General features: G+C 65.1%; 17 protein-coding genes and 1 riboswitch. Of the genes, 15 read left to right on the plus strand and 2 right to left on the minus strand.

Annotated elements, in window-relative coordinates; translation table 11 throughout:
- Nucleotides 1-271 precede the first annotated feature (271 nt).
- Entirely contained in the window at nt 272-1534 is a 1263-nt protein-coding gene (locus tag C8267_RS09695) for an anaerobic sulfatase-maturation protein (RefSeq protein ID WP_106634479.1), read from the plus strand.
- A 231-nt stretch (nt 1535-1765) separates the two neighbouring features.
- On the opposite strand, the gene C8267_RS09700 is transcribed toward C8267_RS09695, so the two are convergent.
- Nucleotides 1766-2137, minus strand: a complete 372-nt coding sequence (locus C8267_RS09700; RefSeq protein ID WP_087362123.1) for a hypothetical protein — start codon at nt 2135-2137, stop codon at nt 1766-1768.
- A gap of 701 nt (nt 2138-2838) precedes the next feature.
- A riboswitch (cobalamin riboswitch) is annotated at nt 2839-3031 on the minus strand.
- Nucleotides 3032-3121: 90 nt separating this feature from the next.
- Here C8267_RS09700 and C8267_RS09710 point away from each other — a divergent pair.
- The 14 genes from C8267_RS09710 to C8267_RS09775 all read left to right on the plus strand — a co-directional run bounded on the left by C8267_RS09710 (nt 3122) and on the right by C8267_RS09775 (nt 18038).
- On the plus strand, nt 3122-3694 hold the full coding sequence (locus C8267_RS09710) for a DUF2284 domain-containing protein (protein WP_087362122.1): 573 nt from the start codon (nt 3122-3124) through the stop codon (nt 3692-3694).
- 378 nt (nt 3695-4072) lie between these two features.
- Nucleotides 4073-4417 carry a hypothetical protein gene (locus tag C8267_RS09715; RefSeq protein WP_106634481.1) on the plus strand — a complete coding sequence of 115 codons (345 nt, stop codon included), beginning with the start codon at nt 4073-4075 and terminating at the stop codon, nt 4415-4417.
- Between the two features lie 234 nt (nt 4418-4651).
- The gene (locus C8267_RS09720; RefSeq protein WP_106634482.1) at nt 4652-6961 is read left to right on the plus strand and encodes a TonB-dependent receptor; all 2310 of its coding nucleotides are present in this window, start codon (nt 4652-4654) and stop codon (nt 6959-6961) included.
- 636 nt (nt 6962-7597) lie between these two features.
- On the plus strand, nt 7598-7990 hold the full coding sequence (locus tag C8267_RS09725) for a hypothetical protein (RefSeq protein ID WP_143256124.1): 393 nt from the start codon (nt 7598-7600) through the stop codon (nt 7988-7990).
- A gap of 175 nt (nt 7991-8165) precedes the next feature.
- Nucleotides 8166-8516: an NADH-quinone oxidoreductase subunit A gene (locus tag C8267_RS09730; protein WP_087362118.1), complete on the plus strand. Its 351-nt coding sequence runs from the start codon at nt 8166-8168 to the stop codon at nt 8514-8516.
- Nucleotides 8507-9178 carry an NADH-quinone oxidoreductase subunit B gene (locus tag C8267_RS09735; RefSeq protein ID WP_087362117.1) on the plus strand — a complete coding sequence of 224 codons (672 nt, stop codon included), beginning with the start codon at nt 8507-8509 and terminating at the stop codon, nt 9176-9178. The genes C8267_RS09730 and C8267_RS09735 overlap by 10 nt, the downstream gene beginning before the upstream one ends.
- Nucleotides 9179-9186: 8 nt before the next feature.
- Nucleotides 9187-10803 carry an NADH-quinone oxidoreductase subunit C gene (locus C8267_RS09740; protein WP_106634483.1) on the plus strand — a complete coding sequence of 539 codons (1617 nt, stop codon included), beginning with the start codon at nt 9187-9189 and terminating at the stop codon, nt 10801-10803.
- A gap of 27 nt (nt 10804-10830) precedes the next feature.
- Nucleotides 10831-11907, plus strand: a complete 1077-nt coding sequence (gene nuoH, locus C8267_RS09745; protein ID WP_087362115.1) for an NADH-quinone oxidoreductase subunit NuoH — start codon at nt 10831-10833, stop codon at nt 11905-11907.
- 2 nt (nt 11908-11909) lie between these two features.
- Nucleotides 11910-12350: a NuoI/complex I 23 kDa subunit family protein gene (locus tag C8267_RS09750; protein ID WP_087362114.1), complete on the plus strand. Its 441-nt coding sequence runs from the start codon at nt 11910-11912 to the stop codon at nt 12348-12350.
- Nucleotides 12351-12353: 3 nt separating this feature from the next.
- Nucleotides 12354-12863 (plus strand): NADH-quinone oxidoreductase subunit J family protein, encoded by a 510-nt coding sequence (locus C8267_RS09755; protein WP_106634484.1) that lies wholly within the window; start codon nt 12354-12356, stop codon nt 12861-12863.
- 18 nt (nt 12864-12881) lie between these two features.
- The gene (gene nuoK, locus C8267_RS09760) at nt 12882-13190 is read left to right on the plus strand and encodes an NADH-quinone oxidoreductase subunit NuoK (protein ID WP_087362112.1); all 309 of its coding nucleotides are present in this window, start codon (nt 12882-12884) and stop codon (nt 13188-13190) included.
- A gap of 22 nt (nt 13191-13212) precedes the next feature.
- Nucleotides 13213-15105: an NADH-quinone oxidoreductase subunit L gene (nuoL, locus tag C8267_RS09765; RefSeq protein WP_087362111.1), complete on the plus strand. Its 1893-nt coding sequence runs from the start codon at nt 13213-13215 to the stop codon at nt 15103-15105.
- Between the two features lie 13 nt (nt 15106-15118).
- A complete protein-coding gene (locus tag C8267_RS09770) occupies nt 15119-16603 on the plus strand; it encodes a complex I subunit 4 family protein (protein WP_087362110.1) in 1485 nt (494 codons plus the stop codon).
- A gap of 7 nt (nt 16604-16610) precedes the next feature.
- Nucleotides 16611-18038 (plus strand): NADH-quinone oxidoreductase subunit N, encoded by a 1428-nt coding sequence (locus tag C8267_RS09775; protein ID WP_106634485.1) that lies wholly within the window; start codon nt 16611-16613, stop codon nt 18036-18038.
- Between the two features lie 241 nt (nt 18039-18279).
- On the opposite strand, the gene C8267_RS09780 is transcribed toward C8267_RS09775, so the two are convergent.
- Nucleotides 18280-20178: a hypothetical protein gene (locus C8267_RS09780; protein WP_158699771.1), complete on the minus strand. Its 1899-nt coding sequence runs from the start codon at nt 20176-20178 to the stop codon at nt 18280-18282.
- Nucleotides 20179-20188 lie beyond the last annotated feature (10 nt).

Below are 20188 nucleotides of genomic sequence, written 5' to 3' on the forward strand. Positions count from 1 at the left end.
CCATGGGCCCCAGGAACAGTGCAGCAGTGAGGGGGAGAGGTCAGCCCCAAAACGGAGTATTTTTTTTTTAACCCAGAGGTGGGAATCCGTTTCCGGGTGTGGCGCGGTGGCGCCGGGTGTGTGTAGAGAAGACGGTTGTTGTGCGCCCCCGGCCCGCCAATGGCCCCGGCCCGCCGACCCGCTCCGGCCTTTGCTGCTGCTTTCGCGCAGAGCCTTCCGGCGGCCGACCCGGTCCCCGCCGGGTCCCCGGGCGCACCCCGACCTCCGACCCATGAAGAACAGACCGATTTTCACCTTCGACGACGCCCGCCGGCAGACCGCCCCCGTCGCCTTCATGACGATGCTCAAGCCCGCCGGCTCGAGCTGCAACCTCGACTGCAGCTACTGCTACTATCTGGACAAGGCGGCGCAGTACGGCGGCCGTCAGGCGGTGATGAGCGACGAGCTGCTCGAACGCTACATCCGCCAGTACATCGAGGCCAACGATGTCCCCGTCGTGCAGTTCTGCTGGCACGGGGGCGAGCCGCTGCTGCTCGGCATTGACTTCTACCGCCGCGCCCTGGAGCTCCAGCGGCGCTATGCCGACGGCAAGCGCATCGAGAATACGCTCCAGACCAACGGCACGCTGGTCGACGAGCGGTGGTGCGCCCTCTTTGCCGAGAACCGCTTCCTGGTGGGACTCTCGCTCGACGGGCCGCGCGACATCCACGACGCCTTCCGCCGCACGAAGGGGGGCGAGCCCACCTTCGACCGCGTGATGCAGTGTGTCGAGCTCTTCCGCCGCACGGGGGTCGAGTTCAACACGCTGAGCGTCGTGAACAGCCGCTCGGAGGGGCGCGGCGCTGAAATCTACCGCTTCTTCCGCGACGAGGTCCGGAGCCGCTACATGCAGTTCCTGCCCGCCGTCGAGCATGTGGTCGACCTTCCCGGCGCGCGGCGGCCGCTCATCGTGCCGCCCGAGCGCGAGGGGGCGCGGCTGGCCGAGTGGTCGGTCTCGGCGCGCGGCTACGGCGACTTCCTGTGCGACGTCTTCGACGAGTGGGTGGTGCGCGACGTGGGGCAGTGCTTCGTCCAGATGTTCGACGCCACGCTGGCGCAGTGGTGCGGCGTACGGCCGGGCGTCTGCTCGATGTGCGAGACCTGCGGCGATGCGCTGGTGGTCGAACACAACGGCGACGTCTACCCGTGCGACCACTTCGTCTACCCCCGCTACCTGCTGGGCAACATCCGCGAGCAGACGCTCGCCGAAATCTACCGCTCGCCGCAGCGGCGCGAATTCGGGCTGGCCAAGCGCAACACGCTGCCGCGCGAATGCCTCCGCTGCCGCTACTGGTTCGCCTGCCGGGGCGAGTGCCCCAAGCACCGCTTCGAGCAGGGCAGCGACGGCTATCCGCGCAACTCGCTCTGCGAGGGGCTGCAGCGCTACTTCCGCCATGTGGAGCCCTACATGGAGCAGATGCGCGACCTGCTGGCCCGGCAGCAGCCGCCCGCCTGGGTGATGCCCTTCGCCCGCCGGCGCATGGGGCTGCTGTAGGCGCCGCCGCGGCTGAGGGGGTTGCTGTTGAGGTGCCGTTGCGTGGGGGCGCGCCTGCCTGCCTGCCCGCCTGTTCGCCCTGCCGTCGAGCCGTACAAAAAAGAGGCGGCCCGCGGCGAATCGTGCGATTCGTTGCGGGCCGCTTGCCTGTGGTGCGGGGCCGGCCGGGGGTTGCCGGGCGGGCCTTGTGTGCTGAGCGGGCGATGGTTCTGCCCCTCGGCAGCCGGGCGGTCAGAGGTTGAGGCGGTTGCCCTCGGCGAAGCGGGCGTCGAGGATGAGCTGCGCCTCGGTGAAGAGCTCCTCCTCGTCGAGCGTGCCGCTCAGCGCGTAGAAGCGGCTCTGCGTCGAGCCGTACTGGAGCATCGTCGCCATGCTGCACCCCTCCACGCCGCAGACGATGACCGCATCAATCTGCTCCTCGTGGCGCAGCAGGGCGTTGTAGAGTTCGAGCCGCTGCCGGTTGGAGGCGGCCCGCATGAGCGGGAGCAGCGCCCCCGTGCCGCCGTCGGCAAACTGGTCGGGGTGCTCGATGATGCGCAGGGCGTAGTGGCGGGCGAGCCGGTGTGTCGTCGCCTCGGGAAATCCATAGAGTACGATGTTCATGGCGTGTCGTTTTTTTGAAAAAAAGGCGCGGCGGCTACTAATCTCTCTCTTTTGCTTGTACCTGATGACCTGTTATTATGGCAGACAACGAAGTCGCTGGGTGCCGCGCCTTTTTATGGGTGTGACGGATAAGAACGTTGCGACCGGTTTCCCGATGCGGAGCCTGGCGTGCGTCCGGAGGTTTTCCAGGGGCAGGGAGCTTGTACCGCTCCGGGAGCTTGTGCCGTGCAAGGAGCTCCTGCCGTGACGGAGGGTATCCGCTGCACTGAGCCTTTGCCGCGCCGGGAGCTTGTGCCGTGGCGGGACCCGTGCCGCTCCGGGGGCTTGTGCCGTGACGGAACTCGTGCCGCTTCAGAGGCCTTGTGCCGGTCGGGACAGGAGCCTGTACGGTGCCCCTTCTGCGGTGGTGCGCCCCTGTTGCGGGTCTCTTCCCGGCGGTGCACCCCTTCTCGTGCGATGCGCCTTTGTCTGCGGTGCGCGGTCTGCCGGATATAATCCCGGTCCGACCTCCTGTCCGGCCCTCCTGTCCGGCCCTCTGTTGGCCCTTCTCTCCGGCCGCCGGCAGTCTCGGGCGGGTGCGGCAACGGGGGAGACGTATGCCTGCAACGGCATCCGCAGGGCGGAACGGGGCGCAGCGCCGCGTCAGCTCTTCATCCTGGTGAAACACTTCCGAAATCGAACGGCCATCCCACGGGCGAGTCCGATGTCGAATCGATTTGGCAGGTCTTCTGACTGGCTCCTGTTCCGAAGCCTTCCCGGCACGCGGCCAGTGGCTGAGATGTTCGGAATGTTGCGGAGCTTCACAGCAGCGGGACTGTCCGGGAATTGCACCCGGTTCCCTTTTCATCCTCGCCTCCGAAAGGGGGCGTCGGAACCAAATCTTCGGGAACAAATATAGCGGATAAATCCGAAAAACGAAGCATTGCGGGCAAAAAAAAATCGTCCGGCGCACCGGGAGAGCCCTCTGTCGGCTATTTTTGCACCATGGAACAGACGCTTCGCTACCGCGCCGAGGATTTCTCGGCGACGCTCCCCCTGGCCGACTACCTGGCCCGCTTCCGCGATGCCGCACGCATCGGCGGCTACTGCCGCAGCTGTCCCCGCTACGGGGCCACATGGGCCTGCCCGCCCTTCGAATTCGAGGTCGAATCGCTCTTCGAGGGGCGCACCACGGCGCTCATCATCGCCACGCGCATCACCCCCGCCGAGGCGGGTGCGCCCCTCGCCGCGGCGCGCGAGGTGATTCGCCCCGAGCGGCTGCGGCTTGAACGGCAGCTGCTCGAACTCGAGCATCGGGTCGGCGGCCGTGCCTTCACCTGCGTGGGGGAGTGCTTCGCCTGCCCCGGCGAGCCCTGCACCCGCCCCGAGGGGCTGCCGTGCCGCCATCCCGAACGGGTGCGCCCCTCGCTCGAGGCGTGCGGATTCGACCTGGAGCGCACCGCCTCCGAGCTCTTCGGCATCGAGATGCGCTGGGGACGCAACGGCCTCCTGCCCGAATACCTGACGCTTGTCTGCGGGCTCTTCCACAGCCAGCCCGCCGACGCCGTGCGCTGGTAGGCGCCGCCCGCGGCCGCCTGCCGCCGGAGCGCTTCGTCCCGCCCGCTACGCTGTCCTGCCTGTCGGCTCTCCGTCTGCGGCCGGCCGTTTTCGCCGGGTCCCGCCCCTGCTGCCCGCTGCGGGTTTCTCTCCGTTTCTGCCGCGCCCATCCTCACCTTGCGGCCCGTCTCAGCCCGCCCTGCTGTCCCGCCTGCCGGCTCTCCGCCCGCGCCGGAATATCCCGAAAAGTGGGGTTTGACTTCCGCTGCCGACGCCGCTATCTTTGCCCTTGCGAAATGCCTGATTCGGAAGAAAATGCGCCCCGGCCGCCGAAAAGGGGCCGCCCGGCGCTCCGTTTCGCAAAAAAAAGCATATCTTTGCCCCCAGACCGTCCGTGCGATGCGTAAACGACTGAAAAACATAGGCGCCCTGCTGCTTCTGGTACTCTTTGCCGGGTACTGGAGCTGCGTGACGCTCTTCCCCCACGTCCACCGCATCGACGGCCTCCTCTACGTCCACTCGCACCCCTATTCGGGTCCGGCCGACAACCCGACGCACAGCCACTCCGCGCAGCAGTTCCAGCTCATCGCCCACCTCTCGCTGCTGGTCATGGCCCTCGCGACGCTCGCAGCCCTGGTCCGCCGCCCCGAAGGGCGCACCTTCCTCTTCGGACCGCTCCGCCCCGCACGCCGCTCCTTCGCACCGATGCGGAGCTGCCCGCTCCGGGCCCCTCCCTGCCTCTGAACCGGCTCCGGCCCCGCCGCCGGAGGGGAGCATCCCGCCCGCGGTGCCTCCACACCCCGTGCATACCCCGCACTACATGCCCTGCGCACGTCCCGTGCATCCGGGTGCACCTTTCGGGTGCATCGTACCCATGCGCGCTCCCCGTTTGCGCGCCGCACCGCCGCGGCGCCCCGCCGTGCCGCACCCCTGCGGCGCGTGCAATCCGCCATTCACAACCCAACGAAACAACCCCACATGAAAAGATACCTTGCGGGAGCACTGCTCCTGCTGCTCCTTGCCGTCGCCGCGCCGCTGCGCGCCGACGAGCACCCCGCGCGTCCCGGCCGGCCGAGCGACGCCAACATCACGGGCCACGTCGTCGACGCCCGCACGGGCGAGCACCTGGCCTACGCCACCGTGACCGTCGAGGGGACCACCCTCGGCCTCTCGACCGACGCCACGGGCCACTACTTCCTCAAGAACCTCCCCACGGGCAGCTTCACGCTCGTCGCCTCGTCGGTGGGCTACGGCACGGCCCGTCGGCAGGTCGAGACCGAGGCCGGCAAGACCCTCGAGGTGAACTTCAGCCTCGAGGAGGAGGCCCTCTCGGTCGACGAGGTGGTCGTCTCGGCCAGCCGCACCGAGCGCAACAAGCGCTATTCGCCCACCATCGTCTCGGTGGTCGGCGAGAAGCTCTTCGACGCCACGGCGTCGTGCAACCTGGCCGAGTCGATGAGCTTCCAGTCGGGCCTGCGCGTCGAGAACAACTGCAGCAACTGCGGCACCGTGCAGCTGCGCATCAACGGCCTGGAGGGGCAGTACTCGCAGATACTGCTCGACAGCCGCCCCATCTTCAGCACGCTGGCCACGGTCTACGGCCTTGAGCAGCTCCCCGCCTCGATGATTGAGCGCGTCGAGGTGATTCGCGGCGGCGGCTCGGCCCTCTTCGGCGCCAACGCCATCGGCGGCGTGGTCAACATCATCACGCGCGAGCCGCAGCGCAACACCGTCTCGCTCTCGGGAACGACCTCCATCCTCGAGGGGGGCTCGCTCGACCTGGGGGCCTCGCTCAACGGCGCCTTCGTCTCGGACGACTATCGCGCCGGGGTCTACCTCTTCGGCATGGTGCGTGAGCGCGACGCCTACGACCGCAACGGCGACGGCTTCTCCGACATCCCGAAGCTCAACTCCGAGACGGCGGGCTTCCGCGCCTACTACAAACCCTCGGCCTATACCCGTCTGACGGCCGAGTACCACCACATCCACGAGTTCCGCCGCGGCGGCAACGCCTTCGACCAGCCGCCCCACAACGCCGACATCGCCGAGCAGCTCGACCATCAGATTGACGGCGGCGGGCTGAAGTTTGACTACTTCAGCCCCGACAACCGCCACCGGATGGGGCTCTACCTCTCGGCGCAGAACATCGACCGCAACAGCTACTACGGTGCCGGCCGCAACCCCGACGCCTACGGCGCCACGAGCGACCGCACGCTGGTGGCCGGCGCGCAGTACACCTACTCGTTCGAGCGGCTCTGGTTCTCGCCCGCCGAGCTGACGGCCGGCGTCGAGTACAACGGCAACGCGCTGCACGACCGCTACGTGGGGCTGGGGCGCGACCTGCGGCAGACGACCCACAGCACGGGCCTCTTCTTCCAGAATGAGTGGCGCAGCGACCGCTTCAGCCTGCTTGTCGGCGGGCGCCTCGACAAGCACAACCTCATGCGCAACGTCGTCTTCTCGCCCCGCGTCAACCTGCGCTACACCCCCCGCGAGGAGGTCGGCCTGCGGCTGAGCTACTCGAGCGGCTACCGCGCCCCGCAGGCCTACAACGAGGACCTGCACATCGACGCGCTCGACAACAAGGTCTCGCTCATCGAGCTGGCCCCCGGCCTGCGCCCCGAGTACTCCCACAGCGTGAGCGGCTCGGTGGACCTCTACCACAGCTTCGGTCGCGTGCAGACGAACCTGCTCGTCGAGGGCTTCTGGACGCTGCTGGACGACGTCTTCACGCTCGAGAAAATCGGCGAGAACGCCCAGGGCTACATCATCCGCGAGCGGCGCAACGGCTCGGGGGCGACCGTCGCCGGGGTGAGCGCCGAGCTGAAGGCGGGCATCCCGGGCCGCTTCGAGGTGCAGGCGGGCTACACCTTCCAGCGCAGCCGCTACACCGAGCCCGAGCGGTGGTCCGACGAGGTGACCCCGCAGCGGCGCATGTTCCGCTCGCCCGACCACTACGGCTACCTGACGGCCAGCTACACCCCGGTGCGGGCCCTCTCGCTCTCGCTCTTCGGCACCTTCACGGGACCGATGCTCGTGCAGCACAACGCCGGCTACATCGCCGCCGACACCGAGCGGATGACCCCCTCGTTCTGCGACCTGGGTGCGCGTGTGGCCTACGAGTTCCGCCTCACGCGGCAGTTGCGGCTGGAGCTGAGCGCCGGCGTGAAGAACATGTTCGACAGCTTCCAGCGCGACCTGGACCGCGGCGCCGGGAAGGATGCCGCCTACATCTACGGACCCTCGCTGCCCCGCACCTGGTTCTTCGGCGCCAAGTTCGCCCTCTGACGCGGCCGGTGCCGGGTTCGCTCTCTGAGCGGCCGGTGCCGGGTTCGCCCTCTGACGCGGCCGGTGCCAGGTTTGCCCTCTGACGCGGCCGGTGCCGGGTTTACCCTCTGACACGGCCGGTGCCAGGTTCGCCCTCTGTGCGGCCGCCAGGGAGCGCGGGGCGTCGAGGCCATTCGGGGACTGCCGCGACGAGCGTTGCAGCTCTTTTGCGGCAGTTGTTCCGCGGCACCGGCCCTTCGTCATGCCTGTCTCCACTGCCTTTGCTTACCGGCGGAGCCGCCCCGGATGCCTGCCGTTTTTGCCGCGCCGGCCCGCCGACCACCCCTCCATCGCTTCGCCCCGGACCTTCCATGGCCCGGGGCGTTGTTGTGGGGGCGCCGCAACCCTCCCGCCCCGTCGTTCGTCCCGCCGTTCGCCCCGTTCGTCCCGCCGCTGTCCCGCCGCTCGCCCCGCCGCCTGCTGCCGTGCCGTGGCTCCTGCCCGCCGTGCCGCCGCGGGGCGCGAACCCCGGAAAAATTGTTCCGAATGTGCCCGGTGTTTTTCAAAATCGGCACTCCAGAGCCTCATTTTTCGTGAAAATCCGCTCTTTTTTTCCGAAAGAGTGTATCTTTGCGGACGGAAAAACGGTTGGAGAGAATGCGCGGTCTGTTGCGAAATACATTGTGGCTCTGGATGTTCATGCTGCTGGGCAGCACGAATCTCCTCCTCGCACGAAGCGATGCGGAGCCCCTCCCCTCCCTCCGTCCGATGGCCCTCGTCTCGTGCTCCGACACCGCCCCGGGCGCTGTCGGCGAGCTGCTTCCCGCACACGAAGAGTCGCTCCTCGCACCCCGTCTCCAGGGTGCGCTTCCCGCCGAGACCTCCGTCACCCACACCGACCACAAGAGCCTGCAGGCACTCCGCCTTGCCGGCGACCGCGCGCGTCTGCGGAGCATCGCGTGCGGCAACACCGCCGCCGCCGTTGAGGCGGCCGCTCCGTTCCGACCTTCCGACTACTACGTCTTTACCCTGAGGCGCATCCTCGTCTGACGCCTTGAATCTTCCCTGCAGCCCTCCCCGCCGGACGGCTGCATGCGACGGCCCCGCCCCAGCGGTGCGGCCGTCCGCTCCGCACGGGCGGAGCCGAAGCGCTTTTGCTACGAATTTACCGGATGCCCGGCCGCGTGCCGGCGCACTCCGCCAACATTCTAAAAACGTTCGTCTTATGTATTTTACCTTGCTGGTTGTCGTCATCCTCACGGCCATTGCGCTGGTCGCCGTGGCGTTGGGTGTGGCCCGGGCCATCGCTCCCCGGTCGTACAACCCCCAGAAGGGCGAAGCCTACGAGTGCGGTATTCCCACCCGGGGCAAGTCGTGGATGCAGTTCAAGGTGGGTTACTACCTCTTTGCCATCCTCTTTCTGATGTTCGACGTCGAGACGGTCTTCCTCTTCTCGTGGGCCGTCGTCGTCCAGGACCTGGGCATCTACGGTCTGGTGAGCATCCTCTTCTTCTTGTTGATTTTGGTTTTGGGCCTGGCCTACGCCTGGCGGAAAGGAGCACTCGAATGGAAATAAGGAAGCCTGAGATAAAGTCGATGCGCTACGAGGATTTCAACGACAACGAATACCTCGAGCGGATGGTGCAGGAGTTGCGCGGCAACGGCACCAACGTCGTGGTGGGATGCCTCGACGATGTGATTGAGTGGGGTCGCAGCAACAGCCTCTGGCCGCTGACGTTCGCCACGAGCTGCTGCGGCATCGAGTTCATGGCCGTGGGCGCCGCGCGCTACGATTTTGCCCGGTTCGGGTTTGAAGTGGCCCGCGCCTCCCCGCGTCAGGCCGACTTCATCATGGTGGCCGGCACCATCACCCACAAGATGGCCCCGGTGCTCAAGCGCCTCTACGACCAGATGGCCGACCCCAAGTATGTGATTGCCGTGGGGGGCTGCGCCATCAGCGGCGGACCCTTCAAGAAGTCCTACCACGTGGTCAAGGGCGTCGACGAAATCCTGCCCGTCGACGTCTACATCCCGGGCTGCCCGCCCCGTCCCGAGGCGATGCTCTACGGACTGATGCAGCTGCAGCGCAAGGTGCGCCTGCAGCGCTTCTTCGGCGGCGTCAACAAGCAGATTGACCGCAAGGAGTACGAGCGGCTGCTGCAGCGCGACCTCACGGCCGAGCGCAACGAGCTCAACGTCGAAGTGCAATCCCAACCTCAAGAAGAAAACAAGAAGTGAAAGAGAATATGACGCTCAACGAAAAAATAACGGCCTGGGAGCCTGCGGCCGTCTGGTCCGACAAGGGCGACGGCCTCTACACCGTTCCCGCGGAGCGGTTCCACGACCTTGCCTCGCGGCTCCGTCACGAGGCGGGATTCGACTTCCTGCGCAGCCTCACGGGTGTCGACTGGGGCGAGGAGGGCATCGGCGCGGTCTATCACCTCGAATCGACCTCGACGGGCGAGAATGTCGTGCTGCGCACGCTCACGCCCGACCGCACGCAGGGGGTGCTCCCCTCGGTGTGCGACCTGTGGAAGGGTGCCGAGTTCAACGAACGCGAGGTCTTCGACTACTTCGGCATCCGCTTCCTGAACCACCCCGACATGCGGCGCCTCTACCTGCGTGACGACTGGGTGGGCCACCCCCTGCGCAAGGACTACGACGAGTCGCTCAACCCGCTGCGCATGAGCAACGAGGTCTCGCGCGACAGCACCGCCACGTTCGAGCTGATGCCCGACGGCAGCTTCATCCGCAAGCGCAGCATCCTGTTCGAGGAGGGCGAGTATGTCATCAACATCGGTCCCCAGCACCCCGCCACGCACGGCGTGCTGCGCTTCCGCGTCTCGCTCGAGGGTGAGATTATCCGCAAGCTCGACGTCCACTGCGGCTACATCCACCGCGGCATCGAGAAGATGTGCGAGAGCCTGACCTACCCCCAGACGCTGGCGCTGACCGACCGCCTCGACTACCTCGGGGCCTCGCAGAACCGCCACGCCCTCTGCATGTGCATCGAGAAGGGTCTGGGCGTCGAGGTGACGGAGCGCGTGCAGTACATCCGCACCATCATGGACGAGCTGCAGCGCATCGACTCGCACCTGCTCTTCTTCTCCTGCCTCTGCATGGACATGGGCGCCCTGACGGCCTTCTTCTACGGCTTCCGCGACCGCGAGAAGGTGCTCGACATCCTCGAGGAGACGACGGGCGGCCGTCTGATTCAGTGCTACAACACCATCGGCGGCGTGCAGGCCGACATCCATCCCAACTTCGTGCGCCGCGTCAAGGAGCTCATCACCTACCTGCGCCCCATGCTGCGCGAGTACCACGAGGTCTTCACCGGCAACGTCATCGCGCAGGAGCGTCTGAAGGGCGTGGGCGTGCTGACGCGCCGCGACGCCATCTCGTTCGGCGCTACGGGCGGTACGGGCCGCGCCGCCGGCTGGGCCTGCGACGTGCGCAAGCGCCATCCCTATGCCGTCTACGACAAGGTCGACTTCGACGAGGTGCTCTTCACCGAGGGCGACTGCATGGCGCGCTACATGGTCCGCATGCACGAGATTGAGCAGAGCATGCGCATCATCGAGCAGCTCATCGACAACATTCCCGAGGGCGACTACCAGCTCAAGATGAAGCCCGTCATCCGCATCCCCGAAGGCACCTACTACTCGGCCGTCGAGGGGAGCCGCGGCGAGTTCGGCGTCTTCATCGAGAGCCACGGCGACAAGTCGCCCTACCGCATGAAGTTCCGCTCGACGGGCCTCCCGCTGGTATCCTGCATGGAGACCATCGCGCGCGGAGCGAAAATCGCCGACCTGATTGCCATCGGCGGCACGGTGGACTACGTGGTGCCCGATATCGACCGATAAAGTTAACGCAGAAAGTGAAAATAAGCCATGTTTGATTTCAGTATCGTAACTTCCTGGGTCCACGGGCTGCTGACCTCGTTCATGCCCCTGGGACTGGCAATCTTCATCGAGTGTGTCATCGTGGGAGTCTTCCTGCTGGTGATGTACGCGGTGATTGCCGTGCTGATGATTTTCATGGAGCGCAAGGTCTGCGCCGCCTTCCAGTGCCGACTGGGCCCGGTGCGCGTGGGGCCGTGGGGAACGCTGCAGCTCGTCTGCGACATCCTCAAGATGCTCACCAAGGAGATTATCACCATCCGTCACGCCGACAAGTTCCTCTACAACCTCGCCCCCTACCTGGTCATCCTGGCCTCGGTGCTCGCCTTCTCGTGCCTGCCCATCAACCGCGGCATGGAGGTGCTCGACTTCAACGTGGGCGTCTTCTTCATGATGGCCGCCTCGTCCATCGGCGTGGTGGGCATCCTGCTGGCGGGGTGGAGCTCCAACAACAAGTATTCGCTCATCGGCGCCATGCGCAGCGGCGCGCAGATGATTTCCTATGAACTCTCCATCGGCCTCTCGATTCTGACCATCGTCGTGCTGACCGATACGATGCAGTTCTCCGAGATTGTCGAGCGTCAGGCCGACTGCTGGTTCATCTTCAAGGGCCACCTGCCCGCCTTCGTGGCCTTCGTCATCTACCTCATCGCCGGCAACGCCGAGGTCAACCGCGGCCCGTTCGACCTGCCGGAGGCCGAGTCGGAGCTGACGGCCGGCTACCACACCGAGTATTCGGGCATGCACTTCGGCCTGTTCTACGTGGCCGAGTTCGTCAACCTCTTCATCATCGCGGGCGTTGCGGCCACCATCTTCCTCGGAGGGTGGATGCCGCTCCACATTGCCGGCTGGGAGGGCTTCAACACGGTGATGGACTACATCCCGGGCTTCGTCTGGTTCTTCGGCAAGGCCTTCTTCGTGGTGTGGCTGCTCATGTGGATTAAGTGGACCTTCCCCCGCCTGCGCATCGACCAGATTCTGACGCTCGAGTGGAAGTATCTGGTACCCATCGGACTGGTCAACCTGCTGCTGATGGTTCTCGTCGTCGTATTCAAACTGCATTTCTGATTATGAGCAACTATATCAAAGGTCTTATCCACGGCGTGGGGAGCCTGCTGACGGGCCTCAAGGTGACCGGACGCGAGTTCTTCACCCCGAAGGTCACCGAGCAGTACCCCGAAAACAGGGCTACGCTGCGCATGTTCGACCGCTACTGCGGCGAGCTGACCATGCCCCACGATGCCGAGGGCCACAACCGCTGCATCGCCTGCGGTCTCTGCCAGGCGGCCTGCCCCAACGGCACGATTCACATCACCACCGAGATGGTGACCGACCCCGAAACGGGCAAGAGCCGCCGCCGGCTGGTGCGCTACGAGTACGACCTGGGGTCGTGCATGTTCTGCCACCTGTGCGTCAACGCCTGCCCGCACGACGCCATCCGCTTCTCGACGGCCTTCGAGCATGCGGTCTACACGCGCGAAAAACTGGTAAAAACCCTGAACAAGCAATAAGCCATGGAGATAACACTCGAACTCATCGTCTTCATCGTGCTGGCGCTCTTCACGACCGTCAGCGCGCTGCTGGCCGTAACGACGCACCGCATCCTGCGCGCGGCGACCTACCTGCTGTTCGTGCTCTTCGGTACGGCGGGTATCTATTTCCAGCTCAACTACTCGTTCCTGGGTGCCGTGCAGCTGCTCATCTACGCGGGCGGCATCACCGTGCTCTACGTCTTCTCGATTCTGCTCACCTCGAGCGAGGGCGACAAGGCCGAGGACCAGAAGGGCTACAAGCTCTTCGTCGGACTGGCCGCGACGCTCTTCAGCCTGGGCGTCTGCCTCTACGTGACGCTGTGCCACGACTTCCGTCCCGAGCACTTCGTCCACGGCGAGCTGCACGTGAGCGAAATCGGCCACACGCTGATGAGCACCGCGAAGTACGGCTACGCCCTTCCGTTCGAGGTCATCAGCATCCTGCTGCTGGCCTGCATCGTGGGCGGCATCCTCATCGCCCGCAAACGTTAAACTCCAAAGCCTGCGACTATGATACACATGGAATATTACCTCATCCTCTCGACCATCATGATGTTCGTGGGGCTGTACGGTTTCGTCACGCGGCGCAACCTGCTGGCGATGCTCATCTCGGTCGAGCTGATTCTCAACTCGGTCGACATCAACTTCGTGGTCTTCAACCGCTTCCTCTTTCCGGAGCACCTCGAGGGCTTCTTCTTCACGCTCTTTGCCATCGGCATCAGCGCGGCCGAGACGGCCGTGGCCATCGCCATCATCATCAACATCTACCGCAACATCCGCAACATCCGCGTCAAGAGCCTGCGCGAAATGAAGTGGTAAGCGCACCGAAAAACGTCTTCCTATGGAATATACGATTCTCATCCTGCTGCTTCCGCTGCTGAGCTTCCTCTTCCTGGGGCTCTTCGGCATGAAGCTCAAACCCGCCGCCGCAGGGGCCGTCGGAACGGCCGTGGTGGCCGTCGTGGCGCTGGTGAGCTACTGGACGGCCGCCGTCTACTTCGGCGCCGGCCGCGATGCCGCGGGCCTCTATCCGACCCTCATCGCGTGGAACAGCGTCTGGCTCCCCATCAGCGAGACGCTGCACATCGACCTGGGCGTGCTGCTGGACCCCATCTCGGTGATGATGCTCGTCGTCATATCGACCGTCTCGCTCATGGTCCACATCTACTCGTTCGGCTACATGAAGGGCGAGCGGGGCTTCCAGCGCTACTACGCCTTCCTGTCGCTCTTCACCATGAGCATGATGGGTCTGGTCGTGGCGACGAACATCTTCCAGATGTACATCTTCTGGGAGCTGGTGGGCGTCAGCTCCTACCTGCTCATCGGCTTCTACTATACGAAGCCCGAGGCGATTGCCGCCTCGAAGAAGGCCTTCATCGTGACGCGCTTCGCCGACCTGGGCTTCCTCATCGGCATCCTCGTCTACGGCTACTACGCCGGCACCTTCTCCTTCACGCCCGACGCGCGGCTGCTCGCCTCGGCCGGCGTGATGATACCTCTGGCACTGGGGCTGATGTTCGTCGGCGGCGCCGGCAAGAGCGCCATGTTCCCGCTCCACATCTGGCTGCCCGACGCCATGGAGGGCCCGACGCCCGTCTCGGCGCTCATCCACGCCGCGACGATGGTCGTTGCGGGCGTCTACCTGGTGGCGCGCATGTTCCCCCTCTTTGTGGGCTACGCCCCCGAAGTGCTCCACTGGACGGCCTACGTCGGCGCCTTCACGGCCCTCTACGCCGCCGCGGTGGCCTGCGTGCAGAGCGACATCAAGCGCGTGCTGGCCTTCAGTACCATCTCCCAGATTGGCTTCATGATTGTGGCGCTGGGTGTCTGCACCTCGGCCGACCCCCACGCCGGAGGTCTGGGCTACATGGCCTCGATGTTCCACCTCTTCACCCACGCCATGTTCAAGGCGCTGCTCTTCCTCGGCGCCGGCTGCATCATCCACGCCGTCCACTCCAACGAGATGTCGGCCATGGGCGGCCTGCGGCACTACATGCCCCTGACGCACGTGACCTTCCTGGTGGCCTGCCTGGCCATCGCCGGCATCTGGCCTCTGAGCGGCTTCTTCTCGAAGGATGAAATCCTCTCGGCCTGCTTCGCCTTCAGCCCCGTGATGGGCTGGGTGATGACCCTCATCGCCGGCATGACGGCCTTCTACATGTTCCGCCTCTACTACGGCATCTTCTGGGGCCGCGAGAACCGCGAGCTCCACGCCGCCCACACGCCCCACGAGGCCCCCTGGACGATGACCCTGCCGCTGGTGGTGCTCGGCGCCGTGACGCTCGTTGCGGGCTGGCTCCCCTTCGGACACTTCGTCTCCTCCAACGGCACGTCGTACGACATCCACATCGAGGGGAGCGTCGCCGCGCTGAGCCTCTGCGTGGCCCTCGCGGGCATCGCGCTGGCCACCTGGATGTACGCCCGCGAGAAGCAGCCCGTGGCCGACCGCCTGGCCGACCGCTTTGCGGGGCTCCACCGCGCGGCCTACCACCGCTTCTACATCGACGAGGTCTACCAGTTCATCACCCACCGCATCATCTTCGGCTGCATCTCGACCCCCATCGCCTGGTTCGACCGCCACGTGGTCGACGGCTTCCTCAACCTGCTGGCCACGGCGACGCAGAGCGCCTCGTGGGCCATCCGCGAGATGCAGAGCGGCAGCGTGCAGCGCTACTGCATCTGGTTCCTCGGCGGCGCGATGGGCTTCACGCTGCTCCTGTTGTTAATCTGCTAAAACGAGTCGCACTATGAATATGTTATCCCTGTTCCCCGCCATCCCGCTGCTCATGATGCTGGGCCTCTGGCTCTCGAAGAGCACGCGGCAAATTCATGCCGTCATGGTGACGGGCGCCTCGCTGCTCCTGGCGCTGGCCGTGCTGCTGGTCTTCCGCTACCTCGGACTGAGGGAGGCGGGCGAGAGCGCCGCCATGCTCTTCACGGAGAGCCACGTCTGGTATGCGCCGCTCAACATCCACTATGCGGTGGGCGTCGACGGCATCTCGGTGGCCATGCTGCTGCTCTCGGCCATCATCGTCTTCACGGGCACCTTCGCCTCGTGGCAGATGAAGGACCAGGTCAAGGAGTACTTCCTCTGGTACTGCCTGCTGAGCGTCGGCGTCTTCGGATTCTTCATCTCGGTCGACCTCTTCACGATGTTCCTCTTCTACGAGGTGGCGCTCATCCCCATGTACCTGCTCATCGGCGTCTGGGGCAGCGGCCGCAAGGAGTACTCGGCCATGAAGCTCACGCTGATGCTCATGGGCGGCTCGGCGCTGCTGCTCATCGGCATCCTGGGCATCTACTTCGGCTCGGGCGCCACGACGATGAACATCGAGGAGATTGCCGCGCTGCACAACATCCCCCTCTCGCTGCAGCGCATCTGGTTCCCGCTCGTCTTCGTGGGCTTCGGTGTGCTGGGGGCCCTCTTCCCCTTCCATACGTGGAGCCCCGACGGCCACGCCTCGGCCCCGACGGCCGTCTCGATGCTTCACGCCGGCGTGCTGATGAAGCTGGGCGGCTACGGCTGCTTCCGCGTGGCGATGTACCTGCTGCCCGACGCGGCGCAGGAGCTGAGCTGGATATTCATCATCCTGACCACCATCTCGGTGGTCTACGGCGCCTTCTCGGCCTGCGTACAGACCGACCTGAAGTACATCAACGCCTACTCGTCCGTCTCGCACTGCGGACTGGTGCTCTTCGCCATCCTGATGATGAACACCACGGCCTCGACCGGCGCCATTCTCCAGATGCTGAGCCACGGTCTGATGACGGCCCTCTTCTTCGCCCTCATCGGCATGATTTACGGCCGCACCCATACGCGTGACGTCCGCCAGCTGCGCGGTCTGATGCGCGTGATGCCCTTCCTGGCCGTGGGCTACGTCATCGCCGGTCTGGCCAACCTCGGACTGCCGGGTCTGAGCGGCTTCGTGGCCGAGATGACCATCTTCAACGGCGCCTTCATGCACGACGACACCTTCCACCGCGTGGTGACCGTCATCGCCTGCACCTCGATTGTCATCACGGCGGTCTACATCCTGCGCGTCATCGGCCGCATCCTCTACGGCACGTGCGAGAACCCCGAACATCTGAAGCTCTCCGACGCCACGTGGGACGAGCGTGTGGCGGTCATCTGCCTCATCGTCGCCGTGGCCGGTCTGGGACTGGCGCCGATGTGGGTCAGCGACATGCTCCGCTCGAGCGTCTCGGAAATCGTAGCGCACCTAATCAACTAAGTCGTTTATGGAATACAGCAACATATTCACCTACATGCAGGCCGAGCTCTCGCTCATCGCGGTCATCGTCCTGCTCTTCTTGTACGACCTGATTGCCGGTGAGCGCGGCCGCCGCCACTTCGCTGCGGTAGCCTGCTCGCTGCTCACCCTCTCCATCCTGCTCAACATCGTTCCCCGCGGGGAGTCGTGCGACCTCTTCGGCGGGATGTTCCGCTACGTGCCCATGCACACGGTCATCAAGAGCGTCCTCTCAATCGGCGCTCTGGTGGTCTGCATGCAGGCCACCACGTGGCTGCGGCGCGAGGATACGGCCCACAAGCAGGGCGAGTTCTACGTGCTGACGCTCTCGACGCTGCTGGGCATGTACTTCATGATTGGCGCGGCCAACTTCCTGCTCTTCTTCATCGGGCTCGAGCTGGCCTCGGTGCCGATGGCCTGCCTGGTCGCCTTCGACAAGTACAAGCACTACTCGGCCGAGGCGGGTGCCAAATACATCCTCTGCGCCCTCTTCTCGAGCGGTCTGATGCTCTACGGCATCTCGTTCCTCTACGGCACCACCGGCACGCTCTACTTCGACGACATGGTGCCCCTCATCACCGGCTCGCCGCTTCAGATTATGGCGCTGGTCTTCTTCTTCGCCGGTCTGGGCTTCAAGCTCTCGCTCGTGCCCTTCCACCTCTGGACGGCCGACACCTACCAGGGAGCCCCCACGGCAGTGACCTCCTACCTCTCGGTGGTCTCGAAGGGTGCCGCGGCCTTCGTGCTGATGGCCATTCTCGTGAAGGTCTTCGCCCCGATGCTCCACGAGTGGCGGACGCTGCTCTTCTGGGTCATCATCCTCAGCATCACGGTGGCCAACCTCTTCGCCATCCGGCAGCAGGACCTCAAGCGCTTCATGGCCTTCTCCTCCATCTCGCAGGCGGGCTACATCATGCTGGGCGTCATCGGAGGCACGGCCTTCGGCATGACCTCGCTGGTCTTCTACGTGCTGGTCTACCTGGCGGCCAACCTGGCCGTCTTCGGGGTCATCTCGGCCGTGGAGCAGCACAGCGGCAAGGTGCTGCGTGAGGACTACAACGGCCTCTACCGCACCAATCCGCGCCTTACGCTGGTCATGACGCTGGGACTCTTCTCGCTGGCGGGCATTCCCCCCTTCGCGGGCTTCTTCTCGAAGTTCTTCATCTTCGCCGCCGCCTTCCGCGAGGGCTTCTACGTGCTGGTCTTCATCGCGCTGCTCAACACGGTCATCTCGCTCTACTACTACCTGCTGGTGGTCAAGGCGATGTACATCGTCCCCAACGAGCGCCCCATCGCAACGTTCCGCAGCGACGGCTATACGCGCGCGGCGCTGGTGCTCTGCCTGGCGGGCGTGCTGCTGCTGGGTCTGGTGAGCGCCGTCTACGACGGCATCGGGCTGCACGCCTTCGGCATGTAGGCGCCCGAGCCTGTGCGTCCCGCGTCTGAGCCTGCGTTTTGCCCCCGCTCCCGCGTTTTGCCCCCGCTCCGGCCACCCCTGCGTCGGCCTCTTCCGCCCGCATGCGCGGCCGTTCGGGCCCGGCAAACCGACAACAAACCGACAACGGAAAACCCCCGGCATGGTTCCATGCCGGGGGTTTTCGTCTTTGTCTGCGCCTTCCGCCCGGGGTCAACCGGAGGCGGGGTGCCGCGGCGCCGCATCAATAGTCGGCGTCGGTCAGGTCGTTGGTCTCCGAGCCCGAGTATTTGGTCATCGGACCCTCCCACTCGATGAGTACGGTGCTCTGCGTACCCTCCTTGGTGGAGGAGTAGTTGCTGAAGCGGCCGTAGTCAACCATGCGGAAGGTGATTTTCCACGTCTTGTCGTCGTTCTTGACAACGGTCACCTTCACGTCGTCCGGGCAGCGGTAGGTCCAGCTGCCGAACATCTGGTAGTTCTCGAAGTACTCGGTGAGGTAGAGCTTGTCCTTTTCGGTCTTGTACTTGAAGTTCCAGTGGAGCTCCTCGTCGCCCGACGCCAGGTCGAGTTCGCCGTCGGTCGGAACGGCCGACGCGCTGAGCATCAGCTGCGGGATGGTGTAGGTGTCGGTGATGCTCGTCGTCTCCCCGCCCGCAGGACGGAAGTAGAAGAAGTAGGCGTCGAAGGTCGCGCCGCCATATGCCGGGTCACCGCCGCGCAGCTTGTAGTTCTTCTGCATGCGCATCTCGACCGAAATCAAATCCTTGTCCACATGGGTGGTCGTACCGTCGGCCGCCGTGAGGGTGAAGTGCGAACGGAAGGGGGCCACGGGGGTCATGTCGGGCTCCTGGCTCATCGGCGTGGTGACACCCGACCACTCACCCTCGAGCTTCGGCCCGTCGGGGAAGGACACCTCGAAGCTCAGATAGAGCTTCTTGCCGTCGCTCGTGCGGGCGACGGTGAGCGAACCGCTCATCCCCTCGCTGACCTTCGAGTTGTCGTAGGTCTTGTAGGCCTCGTAGTCGAAAATCCGGGCGCGGAAGGCCGAGATGTCGAACGTGCCGCCCTGGAGCTGCTTGGCCGTGAGGGTCAGCGCTGCGGCGTAGTGGCCCTGCTGGAGCTCCTCGGGCTCTGCGGCATCGACCTGGCCGAAGAGCAGGACGTTCGAGACGCCCGTGGTGGCGAAAATCTTCGTCAGCGCCTTCTCCTCGGCATTGCCCGCCTCGGTGACGCGGATGAAGTCGGCGCTCTCGAAGCCCTCGCTGAAGCCGCCTTCATAGTCGGCGCGCAGCCGTCGGCCGCTCTGCTCGGCATCGAGCGTGAGGGTCAGTTTGCCCTGGGCGTTGATTCCAATATGGAGGGTTCCGGTCGTTTCCTGGCTGCTGGTGAAGCCGCCGCAGCTGACCTTTACCTTCGACGGGTCGGCCGTCGAGAGGTCAATCTCCGAGGCATCGATGCCGTCGCTCAGCACCACCGTCAGGCCGTCGGCCCCCTCGGTGGGCTCCGTCAGCCCGGTGCGGGCATAGAAGGTGTAGGTGGTAGTCCCCTTGGCGGGAGCCTTCCATACGATGGCGCTGCCGATGGAGGTGGGTACCTCGTCGAGCTCGTACTCGTTCTCGAGCACGGGCAGCGTCGCCTTGTTGCAGGTGCCGTCGTAGCCGGCGCGCAGCGTGCGGCCGTCGGAGTGTTGGAGCTCAATGACGAGCTTCAGCGCGGCCGAAGCCTCCGTGTAGCCCACCTCGAGCGAGAGCGACTTGACGGCGAACATCGTGTGTTCGTTGACCGTCAGACCGCCGTACGCGAACTCGAAGTTGTCGGCATCGGGGTAAATCTTCCCCTTGGGGTCGGCCACCGTCACACGCAGGTAGTCGCCCGCGGCCTCCATCTCCTCCATGCCGGTGATGCCCGACGTGGGCGAGAGGTAGAAGGCATAGTTGTCGTTGTCGTCCATCTCGTAGATGGCCGAACGTATCTCGACGGGGTTTGCTCCGTTGAGCTCAATCTGGTTGTTCAACGCTACGGGCGGCGGCGCGGTTGTACCCTCGTCGTTGTCGTCCGTGCAGGCCGCGAAACTTCCTGCAGCCAGTAATGCTACGCTCCATGTCAGGACGCGGAGTCCCGACCAGTAACTGCTTTTCATGCTGTATTGT

It is taken from the genome of Alistipes sp. Marseille-P5061, from assembly GCF_900290115.1.
Lineage (GTDB): Bacteria > Bacteroidota > Bacteroidia > Bacteroidales > Rikenellaceae > Alistipes > Alistipes excrementigallinarum.